Raw genomic sequence first — 11,188 nt, 5'->3', positions numbered from 1 at the left:
CGGGAGGGAACAGGAACGTGTCGACCGGGGTTGAGCGGGTACGCACCGACCATCCTGTGTCTGCAGGGTGAGCGGGCATCGCTCAGGTGTCGTGGTCACTGGGTAGAGTCTGAGCATGGTGAGGGAGGCAGCGATGAAGCCGGTTCTGTTGCGTGAGCTGATGGGTGAGTCCCTCCGCGAGCAGCGGGTCGCCCAGGGCCGCACCCTGCGCGAGGTCTCCTCCCGGGCGCGGGTCAGCCTGGGCTACCTGTCGGAGGTCGAGCGCGGCCAGAAGGAGGCCTCCAGCGAGCTGCTGGCCTCCATCTGCGACGCACTGGGCACACCCATGTCGGAGGTCCTCTCCACCGTCAGCGACAAGATGGCCGTGCGGGAGAACGTCACCGTGCTGCCCATCCGCCCGCTGCACACCACCGTCGCCGCCTGACCGCCGCCCCGGCCACGCCGGGACCTGGACGGGCTGACCGCGGCTCGCTCCAGCCTCACCGCCTCTGGTCGGCACCCAGCCGCGCGGTCGCGCCGGAACCCAGCCGCACCCGTCGCACCGAACTGGGTCGCACCAGCCGCACTCAGCCGCACCCGTCGCACGGGAACCCAGCCACCCCCGTCGCGTCGGGAGACTCAGCCGCCCCCGGTCGCGCCGGGACTCAGCCGCTCCGGTCGGCGTCGGCCAGCGCACGGGCGCGGACCCGCATCCCCTGCGGGGTCATGGCGAAGCCGGCCGCCTCGAGCGCGTCCTTCGCCCGTGACTCGAAGACGTGCTCGGAGTCGACCCGCTCGATCGTGACCCGACCCAGCCATCCCCGCGCCGTCGCCCCGGCCAGGGCCAGCGCCGCCGCGCCCAGGTCGTCGGCGTCGGCGGTGAAGGTCAGCAGCGAGCGCCCGCCCCGCTCGACGTAGAGCACCAGCCGCCCCCGCCGTACCAGCACCAGCGCACCCGGTTTCCGGCCGGGACGGTGCCCGGCGCGCTCGGGCCAGGGGAGCGCCGCGCCGAAGGGGTTGGCCGGGTCGCAGGCGGCCAGCACCACCACCTCGTCCTCGTCGGGCCCCTGCTGACGCGGGGTGCCGCTCTCGTCCTCACCGTGGCTGCGGAGACGGTCGACCGCCCCGGCCAGCGCGAACTGGGCCGCGCCCAGCCCGTCCACGAAGTAGCCGCGGCGGCACTGCCCGGCCTCCTCCAGCTGGCTGAGGCCGCGGTACACCGGACCGAAGCCCCCCTCGGGCCGCTCGGTGAGGACGCTGCCTCGGGTCAGCACGCCGTAGCGGTCGAGCATCAGCAGCAGGTCGGTGCTGAACCGGCGTCGCACGGCCGCCTCACCGCCGCCCGGCCCCGGCACCACCGACCAGCGCCCAGCCGTGGTGGCGCCCTCCAGCGACGACCCTCCGCCCGGGCGCCGCGGCCGGCTGGCCTGGAGGCGGGACGGTCGCCGTGCGGTGGGCGCGCGGGGCCGCTTGAGGGCACCCCCGGTGCTGGCCGCGCGCAGCGCCGAGAAGCTGTCGGAGGTGACCAGACCGGCCCAGACCAGCTCCCACAGCGCCACCGCGGTCTCCCGCCGGGTGGACAGCTCGCTCCCGCCGTCGCGGTCGCGGGTGTCGGCCACCAGGTCCTCGAAACGCCAGGCGCCGCCGCTGGCCAGCCGTTCCAGCAGCTCACGGGCCTGCTGCGACGACGGCTCACCCGGTGCGGGAGCCAGGTCGAGCTCGCTGGGCCACAGCGCCACCCAGCCGTCGCCCGAGCCGTCGCCGGAGGTGCCGATCCGGGCCGTCCCGGCCCAGCTGACCTCACCGGCCGAGAGCAGCTCGTCGAGGTGGCGCGGCTGGTAGTCCGCCACCCGCGAGGGCAGCACCACGGCCTCGAGCATGCTGGCCGGCACCGGGTACCCGGCCAGGGACTCGATCGCCGCCAGGGTGCCGTCGACGCCGCGGGTGCGGGCCCGCTGGCCGGGGGAGACGCCCTGCCAGTCGGTGAGGAAGCGGGTGTAGGTGGGCTGGTCGACCGGCTCCACCTCGCGTCGCAGCCTCGCCAGCGTGCGCCGCTTGATCAGGGCCAGCACCCGGCTGTGGCAGTACTCCTCCACCCCGGGTCCGGTGAAGGCCCCCGAGGCCAGGCTGCCGTCGCGGACCAGCGCCCGGGTGGCCGAGCCGACCACGGCGACGCCGAGCCCGAACCGGTCGGCCGCCGTCCGGGCGGAGAAAGGACCGTGGGTGCGGGCGTAGCGGAGCACCAGGTCGTGCACCGGGTCGGCGTCGGAGTCCGCCGGCGGCGCGGCGTAGCCGGGGGGCACCGGCACGCCCAGGGCGTCCTGCAACCGGGTCAGGTCCTCGGTCACCGCCCAGCGCCGCTCGCCGGCGATCCGCACCTCCGCGATCCGCCGGGCCTGCTGCAGCTGCTCGACGGCCCGGTCGACGTCGACCTCGGCGGAGCGGACCCCCAGCTCCTCGGTGGAGAACGGCCCGGCGGTGCGCACGAGGTCGAAGAGCTGCTCGACGCTGGTGGCCCGGCGCTCCTCCAGCAGGGCCTGCAGCCCGGCCTCGACCTCGGCGATCACCGCCTCGTCGAGCAGCGTGGCCAGGCCCTCGGTGCCCAGCAGCTCCGACAGCAGCCCGGCGTCGAGGGACAGCGCCGCCGCCCGGCGCTCGGCCAGCGGTACGTCCCCCTCGTAGACGAAGGAGCCGATGTAGCCGAAGAGCAGCGAGGTGGCGAAGGGGGAGGCCTCCTTGGTCTCCACCTCCACCAGCTGGATGCGGCGGGCCTGGATGCCCTCGTGCAGGGCCCGCAGCCCGGGGAGGTCGTAGACGTCGTTGAGGCACTCGCGGATCGTCTCCAGCACGATCGGGAAGTCGGGGAAGCGGGAGGCGACCTGCAGCAGCTGGGCCGAGCGCATCCGCTGCTGCCACAGCGGCGAGCGGGAGCGGGGGTCGCGGCGGGGCAGCAGCAGGGCCCGGGCCGCGCACTCGCGGAAGCGTGAGGCGAAGAGCGCCGACGAGGTGACCTCGTCGGTGACGATGCGGATCAGCTCCTCGACGTCGACGCTGAGCAGCTCGACCCCCGGCGGGTCGGCGTCGGTGTCGGGCACCCGCAGCACGATGCCGTCGTTGGTGGCCGTCGCCGACACCTCCGTCCCGTAGCGCTCGCGGGCTCGCTGCTCGATCACCAGCGCCCAGGGGGCCAGCACCGAGCTGCCGAGGGGGGAGTGGATGCAGACCCGCCAGTCACCCAGCTCGTCGCGGAACCGCTCCACCACGATGGTGGTGTCGGAGGGGAGCACGGTGGTGGCGCTGCGCTGCTCGGCGAGGTAGCTCACCAGGTTGTCCGCGGCCCACTCGTCCAGCCCGCTTCCCGCCAACCGGCTGCGGGCCTCGTCGGGCGGGAGGGAGCTGATCTCGCGGGTGAAGGCGCCGAGCGCCCGCCCGAGCTCGGCCGGTCGCCCCGGGGCGTCGCCCTTCCAGAACGGCAGCTTGCCGGGGACCCCCGGCGCGGGGGAGACCTGCACCTGGTCGTGGGTGATCTGCTCCACCCGCCACGAGGTGGTGCCCAGGGTGAAGACGTCACCCACCCGGGTCTCGTAGACCATCTCCTCGTCCAGCTCGCCGACCCGGCGCCCCGGCCCGGACTCCGCGCCGACGAGGAAGACCCCGAAGAGACCGCGGTCGGGGATGGTGCCGCCGGAGGTGACGGCCAGCCGCTGGGCGCCGGGGCGCGCGCTCAGCTGGCCGGTGTCGCGGTTCCAGACCACCCGCGGTCGGAGCTCGGCGAAGTCCTCCGAGGGGTAGCGGCCGCTGAGCATGTCGAGGGTGGCGTCGAAGGCGCTGCGCGGCAGCTCGGTGAAGCTGGAGGCCCGTCGGACCAGGGCGTAGAGGGCGTCGACGTCCACGTCGTCGGCGGCGGCGATGGCCACCACCTGCTGGGCGAGCACGTCGAGGGGGTTGCGCAGGTCGGCCACCTCCTCGATGGCGCCCGCCCGCATCCGCTCCACCACGACCGCGGACTCGACCAGGTCCCCGCGGTGGTTGGGGAAGAAGACGCCGCGGGAGACCGCGCCGACCTGGTGCCCGGCCCGCCCCACGCGCTGCAGCCCGCTGGCCACCGAGGGCGGGGACTCCACCTGCACCACCACGTCCACCGCACCCATGTCGATGCCCAGCTCGAGGGAGGAGGTGGCGACCACGCAGGGCAGCTGCCCGCTCTTCAGCGCACCCTCGATGTCGGCCCGCTGCTCCTTGCTGACCGAGCCGTGGTGGGCCCGGGCGATCACCGGCGGGGCGCCCTGGCTGGCCCCGGACTGCGCCATGACCTCGGCCGGCTGGGCGGGGTGCTGCTCCAGCTCGATCCCCAGGTCCGCGGCGTGCAGCTCGTTGAGGTGGGAGGTGAGCCGCTCGGCCAGCCGCCGGGAGTTGGCGAAGACGATGGTGGAGCGGTGGGCGGTGATGACGTCGAGGATGCGGCGCTCGACGTGCGGCCAGATCGAAGGCCTCTCCGGCACGGCCAGCGGGTCGTCGGGGTCGATCTGACGGGTGGAGCCGAGCGCGGACATGTCCTCGATCGGCACCGCGACCGTGAGCTCCCACTGCTTCACCGCCGGGGGGTCGACGACCTGCACGGGGTGGGACCCGCCGAGGTAGGCCGCCACCCGTTCCGGGGGCCGGACGGTGGCCGAGAGCCCGATCCGCTGGAACGCCGGGTGGTCGTGGTCGAGCACCCACTGCTCCAGCCGCTCCAGCGTGATGGCCAGGTGCGCGCCACGCTTGGAGCCGGCCAGCGCGTGCACCTCGTCGAGGATGACGGTGTCGACCTCGGTCAGGATCTCGCGGGCCTGGGAGGTCATCATCAGGAACAGCGACTCCGGCGTGGTGATCAGGACGTCGGGCGGGTGCGTGACCAGCCGGCGGCGGTCCGAGGCCGGGGTGTCCCCGGAGCGGACGGCGACCGAGATCTCCGGCGGGGTGCCGCCCAGCCGCTCGGCGGTGCGGGCGATGCCGCGCAAGGGGGCCCGCAGGTTGCGCTCGACGTCGACGGCGAGGGCCTTGAGAGGGGAGACGTACAGCGTGTGCACCCCGGCCCGCGGCGCGTCGGCCGGACGTCGGCTGAGCCGGTCGAGCGCGGCCAGGAAGGCGGCCAGCGTCTTGCCCGAGCCGGTCGGGGCGACCACCAGGGCGTGCTGCCCGCTGGTGATGGCCCGCCAGGCGCCGGCCTGGGCGGGCGTGGGCTCGGCGAAGGACTCGGTGAACCAGGACCGGGTCGCCTCCGTGAACGCCGCCAGCCCGGCGGGGGCGTCGGGGGCGGGGGTGGGGGTCCGGCGGGTCATGGGGCCATCCTGCCCGGTGCCTCCGACAGTTCCTCCGAGCCGGTTCGGTGCGGGCTCCGCACGGCACGGGCGCACGCCCGGCGGTTTGGGCGGCGGCAGCGGCATCGGCCATGCTGGGCGGGTGCGAGAGGCCGAGCTGTGGGAGCGCATGACCCGTCACCTGGGGCCGGGCTACGTCCGGGTGTGGGCGACGCAGCACGCCCTCTCCGCCCTCGGCTCCCGCACCGTCCAGGAGGCGCTGGACGCGGGCGTCCCCAGCAAGACCATCTGGCGCGCGGTCTGGGAGGCGCTGGAGCTGCCCCCCTCGGAGCGGTGAGGGCCGAGGTCGCGCGACAGCTCCGACGGCGCGGCGTGTCGCCTCGCCTTCGAACACCTGTTCGGTAGGGTTCTGGGTGGCAGGTGAGTTGTCCACACCCGCCTCGCTGTCCACAGGGGCGGTGCTCGGACGGAAAGTGTCAGCCCTCGTCCCTACTGTCTGAGCAGCTGGCACGACGACGACTCAGGACGCCACCCGGATCCACGGTGCGGGGGCGAGATCTAGGAAGGAACCACCCATGGCACCAGCAGTGGCAGACCGCAACAAGGCCCTGGAGGCCGCGCTCGCCCAGATCGAGAAGCAGCACGGCAAGGGCTCGGTGATGCGTCTGGGCGACGAGACGCGCACCCCCATCGCCGTCACGCCCACGGGTTCGATCACCCTCGACGCCGCCCTCGGCATCGGTGGTCTCCCGCGTGGCCGGATCGTGGAGATCTACGGCCCGGAGTCCTCGGGCAAGACGACCGTGGCGCTGCACGCCATCGCCAACGCCCAGGCCGAGGGCGGCATCTGCGCCTTCATCGACGCCGAGCACGCCCTCGACCCCGACTACGCCGCCAAGCTGGGGGTCGACACCGACGCCCTGCTGGTCAGCCAGCCCGACAACGGCGAGCAGGCCCTGGAGATCGCCGACATGCTGGTGCGCTCCGGTGCGCTCACCATGATCGTGATCGACTCCGTGGCCGCGCTGACCCCGCGTGCGGAGATCGAGGGCGAGATGGGTGACTCCCACGTCGGTCTGCAGGCCCGGCTGATGAGCCAGGCCCTGCGCAAGATGACCGGTGCGCTGCACGGTGCCGGCACGACCGCCATCTTCATCAACCAGCTGCGCGAGAAGATCGGCGTCATGTTCGGCTCGCCCGAGACGACCACGGGTGGTAAGGCGCTGAAGTTCTACTCCTCCATCCGTCTGGACGTGCGCCGGATCGAGACCCTCAAGGACGGCTCGGAGATGGTCGGGAACCGGACCCGGGTCAAGGTGGTCAAGAACAAGGTGGCTCCGCCCTTCAAGCAGGCCGAGTTCGACATCCTCTACGGCCAGGGCATCAGCCGCGAGGGCAGCCTGATCGACATGGGGGTCGAGTCCGGCATCATCCGCAAGGCCGGCGCCTGGTTCACCTACGACGCCCAGCAGCTGGGTCAGGGCAAGGAGAACGCCCGCACCTACCTGAAGACCAACCCCGACGTGGCCAACGAGATCGAGAAGCGCATCAAGGAGAAGATGAACATCGGTCCGCAGCTCGACGTCCCGGCCGGCGTCGACCCGGTTACCGGCGAGATCGCCTTCTGATCACCAGACGCCCCGGGCCCGACGGGTCCGGGGCGTCGCCGTCCCCTCCCGCGCAGGAGCGCCCGTGAACCACACCGACGACGAGGTGGAGCCGCTCTCCTCCGGCTCCGAGGCCGACGCCGAGGCGGCCGCCAGGGAGATCGTGCTCCGCCAGCTCACCGTCCGCGCCAGGAGCCGGCACGAGCTCGCCACCGCACTGGCCAAGCGCGAGGTGGCGCCCGAGGTCGCCCGACGCGTGCTGGACCGGATGGAGGAGGTCGGGCTGGTCGACGACGCCACCTTCGCCGAGGACTGGGTCCGCTCGCGGCAGCAGCGCCGTCACCTCTCCAGCCGGGCCCTGCAGCAGGAGCTGCGACGCAAGGGCATCGACCCCGAGCAGGTCACCGAGGCCCTCGAGGGCGTCGAGCCGGACGACGAGCACGCCGCCGCGCTGGCGCTGGCGGAGAAGAAGATGCGCACCATGTCCGGGCTCGAGCCGCAGGTGCGTCGCCGGCGCCTGGCCGGGGCGCTCGTCCGTCGGGGGTTCTCGTCGAACCTGGTCGGGCGGGTGCTGGACGAGGTGGAGCCGGACCAGGAGTCGTACGGGTCCCTCGGCTGAGCGGGGCGGAGCAGATCGGGTCCGATCGGGTTGGTTCCCGTCCCGGCGCACTCGCCGGCCGGGGCTCGGGCCTCATGCGCCACCAGGTTGGCTGCGCCACCACGGCTCACCAGCCGGCACGGTTCAGAGGCCGGCACGGTTCAGAGGCCAGCACGGTTCAGAGGCCAGCACGGTTGGGAAGCCAGCACGCTTCTGCGTCGTCGGTGCCTGCGGTGGTCGGGACCGCGACATCCGGCCCTCAGCGGGTCGAGAGGGTCAGGCGCCGTGACGAGCCGTGCCGGAGTCGGGGTCGGCTCCCTGCAGGGCGCCGGTGCGCACCAGCTCGTCGGCCACCAGCCGCAGCTTGGTGTTGGTGTGCTGGGAGGCGTGGGTCAGCAGCTTGAAGGCCTGGTCCTCCGAGACCCTGTACCGCTCCATCAGGATGCCCTTGGCCTGCTCGATGCTGGCCCGCGAGACCATCGCCGAACGCATCTGCTCCAGCTCCTCCAGCGTCCGCGCGGTGCCCTCGGCGTTCCCGACAGCCACGGCGATCCACGCCGCGATCTCCTCACCGAGGACGAGGTCCTCGGCTCCGTAGGCGCGGGGGTCCTTGGCGTAGGTGTTGAGGGCGCCGATGCTGACACCCTGGAAGGGCAGCGGGATGGACAGCGAGGCCCTGGCCCCCTGCTCGGCGGCGTGGCGGCAGTAGTCGGGCCAGCGCTCCTCGTTGGCCATGTCCTGGACCAGGAACACCTGGCTCGCCCGCGCCGCGTCCATGCACGGGCCGTAGCCGCGCTGGTACTGCAGCTCGTCGGCGTCCAGGGCCAGCTGGCCGTCGTAGGCGGCGGTGTAGGCGTTGTCGCCCCGGATCAGCGTGATGGAGGCGGCGTCGGTGCCGGGCATGACGCCTCGGGCGATGGTGGTGATCTCGCTCAGCACGTCCTCCAGCGCTCGACCCACCAGCACCAGCCGGGCCAGGGACACGTGCAGGTTGCTCAGGTCCGACACGGTGGCACCTCTTCCTCCTCGAGTCGAGTCGTCAACGGGGTCAGCGCGATGACTCAGCGACGGCGGTCGCACCGCGATGGTACGGGACTTCTGGGGGTTGCGTGGACCGCGCCGACGCCGTCGTCGTGCTACCACCGCGCGACTGGGCGAGGTCAGAGCCAGAGGGCTCGCCCCCCGAGTGGATCATCCTGCGTTATGGGCCTGCCCAGCCATGGCGCCGGCGTTGGCGGCGTCGGTGGCCCGCTCCGCGTCCAGCGGTCGCGACCCCTTGGCGCTGGCGCTGAGCCGCCTCTGCACCAGGTGGGCCAGGGCCGTCAGCGCGCTGTTGAGCAAGATGTAGACGATCGCGGCGAAGACCATTGCGGCGATGATGTTGCCGCGATAGGTGGCCAGGTCGGTCATCTGCTTGAGCAGGTCGGTGTACAGGATCGCCACGCCCAGGGCGGTGTCCTTCAGGATGACCACCAGCTGCGAGACCAGCGAGGGCAGCATCGCGGTGATGGCCTGGGGCAGCTGCACCGTGGTGAGCACCTGGCCCTGGGTCATGCCCACCGCCAGACCGGCCTCGCCCTGGCCGCGGGGCAGCGAGTGCACCCCCGAGCGCACCAGCTCGGCGATCACCGAGGCGTTGTACAGGGTCAGCCCCATCACCACGCCGAACAGGGGAGCGACCTCACGGCCCAGCAGCAGGACGTAGATGGCGATGTAGTACCAGAAGATCATCATCAGCAGCACGGGGATGGCGCGGAACACCTCCACCAGCACCCCGCAGACCCGTGCCAGCAGCGGTACCGGGCTGAGCCGGCCGCAGCCGAGCAGCAGCCCCAGCACCACCGAGGTCACCACCGAGATGCCGGCGGCCCGCAGCGTGTTGAGCAGCCCCGGGATGATGTAGAACTGCCAGGACTCCGGGTCGGCGAAGGGCGCGAGCTTGACCGCGGTGAACTCGTCGCGGAGGCCCCAGAAGAGGGCCCCGAAGAAGCCCAGCAGCAGCAGCCAGCCGACCACGGTGATGACCACGTTGCGCCGCCGGGCGCTGGGGCCCGGGTGGTCGAAGAGGACGTCCGAGGCGCTCATCGCTGCACCGCCACCTTCCGGGAGAGCCAGGTGAAGAGGAGACCGGTGGGCAGGGTGAGCACCACGAAGCCGAGCGCGACCAGCGCGAAGATGAAGTAGAGGAAGTTCGGGTAGAACTCGATCATCGTCTTCATCGTCGCCGCGGCCTCGGTGATGCCCACGGTCGCGGCCACGGTGGTGTTCTTGGTCAGGGCCACCATCACGTTGCCGACGGGGGCGACCGAGCCGCGCACCGCCTGCGGCATGATCACGTGGCGCAGGGCCGGCAGGAACGGCAGCCCCACGGCCCGGGCCGCCTCCGCCTGACCGACAGGCACGGTGTTGATGCCCGAGCGCAGCGCCTCGGCCACGAAGGAGGCGTGGTAGACCGCGATGGCCACGACGCCCCAGAACAGGTTCTGGGTCTCCAGCGTCTCCCCGAAGCGCAGCCCCAGCCCGTTCATCAGGCCGAAGACGCAGAAGAAGAGGACCAGGGTCAGCGGGGAGTTGCGGATCAGGGTGACGTAGGTGCGGGCGAAGAACTGCAGCGAGCTGAACGGGGAGACGCGCATCACCGCCACCAGGGTGCCCAGCAGCAGCGCGCCGGCCGCGCCCATGACCGCCAGCCGCAGCGTCATCCAGAACGCCGCCAGCAGATCGAACCGCTGCAGCATCTCTGCCATCGTCCAGCCTCTCTGATCAGGCCCGGGGGCGGTGAGCCGTGCTCACCGCCCCCGGGGGTGCTGCAGCAGCGCTCAGGCGCAGGTGTCGAACTCGGGCGGGTTGACCGAGGTGTCGACCTGGAAGCCGGAGGCGCCCAGGGTCTCGTCGATGGCGGTCTGCCACTCCCCGGAGTCGACCATCTTGGTCAGCGCGGTGTTGACCTGCTCGCAGAGCTCGACGTCGCCCTTGGGGATGCCGACGCCGTAGCGCTCCTCGGAGAAGGTGGTGCCGACGACCTTGAGCTGGCCCTCGTACTGCGGCTGGGCGGCGAACCCGGCCAGGATGGTGTTGTCGGTGGTGACCGCGTCCACGCCGTTGGTGCTCAGGGCCTGCACGCAGGCGGAGTAGTTCGGGTACTCCTGCAGCTCGACGTCGGGGTACTCCTCCTTCACCTTCTCCGCGGGGGTGGAGCCGGTGACCGAGCAGAGCTTCTTGCCCTCCAGGGAGTCCGGGCCGGTGATCGAGCTGTCGTCGGCGCGGACCAGCAGGTCCTGCCCGGCGATGATGTACGGCCCGGCGAAGGAGACCTGCTCCTTGCGGGTGTCGGTGATGGAGTAGGTGGCGAAGATCATGTCCACCTGGCCCGAGGACAGCAGGGTCTCGCGCTGGGCCGAGGGGGACTCCACGAAGGTGATCTGGTCCTCGCCGTAGCCGAGCTCGCCGGCCACGTACTTGGCCACCTCGACGTCGAAACCGGTGTAGTTCTCGCCCTCGCGCAGGCCGAGACCCGGCTGGTCGAACTTGATGCCGATGGTGACGCTCTCGTCGCCACCGCCACCCTCGCCGCCGCCACCGCCGGGCTGTGCTGCCTCCTGGTTGACGCAGGCGGACAGCGGCAGGGCCACCAGGGCCGACGCCGCCAGGACCAGCAGCTTCTTGGCCGCATTCATGGGAACTCCTTCGTGGTTCTTCGG

Annotated in this window: 9 protein-coding genes; 4 read left to right on the top strand and 5 right to left on the bottom strand. The window is 72.4% G+C overall.

Translation table 11 applies throughout. The features are described from left to right. The first annotated feature begins 133 nt into the window (after nucleotides 1-133). Nucleotides 134-424: a helix-turn-helix domain-containing protein gene (locus BLT52_RS16465; protein ID WP_090595054.1), complete on the top strand. Its 291-nt coding sequence runs from the start codon at nucleotides 134-136 to the stop codon at nucleotides 422-424. Between the two features lie 220 nt (nucleotides 425-644). On the opposite strand, the gene BLT52_RS16460 is transcribed toward BLT52_RS16465, so the two are convergent. Further along, on the bottom strand, nucleotides 645-5,303 hold the full coding sequence (locus tag BLT52_RS16460) for an ATP-dependent helicase (RefSeq protein ID WP_090595053.1): 4,659 nt from the start codon (nucleotides 5,301-5,303) through the stop codon (nucleotides 645-647). A gap of 121 nt (nucleotides 5,304-5,424) precedes the next feature. On the opposite strand from BLT52_RS16460, the gene BLT52_RS16455 reads away from it, so the two are divergent. The 3 genes from BLT52_RS16455 (at nucleotide 5,425) to BLT52_RS16445 (ending at nucleotide 7,508) form a co-directional block, all read left to right on the top strand. Then, the gene (locus BLT52_RS16455; RefSeq protein ID WP_090595051.1) at nucleotides 5,425-5,619 is read left to right on the top strand and encodes a DUF3046 domain-containing protein; all 195 of its coding nucleotides are present in this window, start codon (nucleotides 5,425-5,427) and stop codon (nucleotides 5,617-5,619) included. 238 nt (nucleotides 5,620-5,857) lie between these two features. Then, on the top strand, nucleotides 5,858-6,910 hold the full coding sequence (recA, locus tag BLT52_RS16450; RefSeq protein ID WP_090595049.1) for a recombinase RecA: 1,053 nt from the start codon (nucleotides 5,858-5,860) through the stop codon (nucleotides 6,908-6,910). Nucleotides 6,911-6,974: 64 nt separating this feature from the next. Next, on the top strand, nucleotides 6,975-7,508 hold the full coding sequence (locus tag BLT52_RS16445; RefSeq protein ID WP_090595048.1) for a regulatory protein RecX: 534 nt from the start codon (nucleotides 6,975-6,977) through the stop codon (nucleotides 7,506-7,508). Nucleotides 7,509-7,763: 255 nt separating this feature from the next. On the opposite strand, the gene BLT52_RS16440 is transcribed toward BLT52_RS16445, so the two are convergent. From BLT52_RS16440 to BLT52_RS16425, 4 genes are all read right to left on the bottom strand, one after another. Continuing rightward, nucleotides 7,764-8,495: a GAF and ANTAR domain-containing protein gene (locus BLT52_RS16440; RefSeq protein ID WP_090595046.1), complete on the bottom strand. Its 732-nt coding sequence runs from the start codon at nucleotides 8,493-8,495 to the stop codon at nucleotides 7,764-7,766. Nucleotides 8,496-8,678: 183 nt separating this feature from the next. Continuing rightward, nucleotides 8,679-9,572: an amino acid ABC transporter permease gene (locus BLT52_RS16435; protein WP_090595045.1), complete on the bottom strand. Its 894-nt coding sequence runs from the start codon at nucleotides 9,570-9,572 to the stop codon at nucleotides 8,679-8,681. Further along, nucleotides 9,569-10,234 (bottom strand): amino acid ABC transporter permease, encoded by a 666-nt coding sequence (locus BLT52_RS16430; protein WP_090595043.1) that lies wholly within the window; start codon nucleotides 10,232-10,234, stop codon nucleotides 9,569-9,571. Before BLT52_RS16430 ends, BLT52_RS16435 begins: the two co-directional genes overlap by 4 nt. Before the next feature lie 72 nt (nucleotides 10,235-10,306). Then, entirely contained in the window at nucleotides 10,307-11,164 is an 858-nt protein-coding gene (locus tag BLT52_RS16425) for a glutamate ABC transporter substrate-binding protein (RefSeq protein WP_090595042.1), read from the bottom strand. Nucleotides 11,165-11,188 lie beyond the last annotated feature (24 nt).

Origin of the sequence: Auraticoccus monumenti (assembly GCF_900101785.1) — a bacterium.
GTDB classification, from domain to species: Bacteria; Actinomycetota; Actinomycetes; order Propionibacteriales; family Propionibacteriaceae; genus Auraticoccus; species Auraticoccus monumenti.
This window is presented reverse-complemented; position numbering and strand designations above follow the sequence as displayed.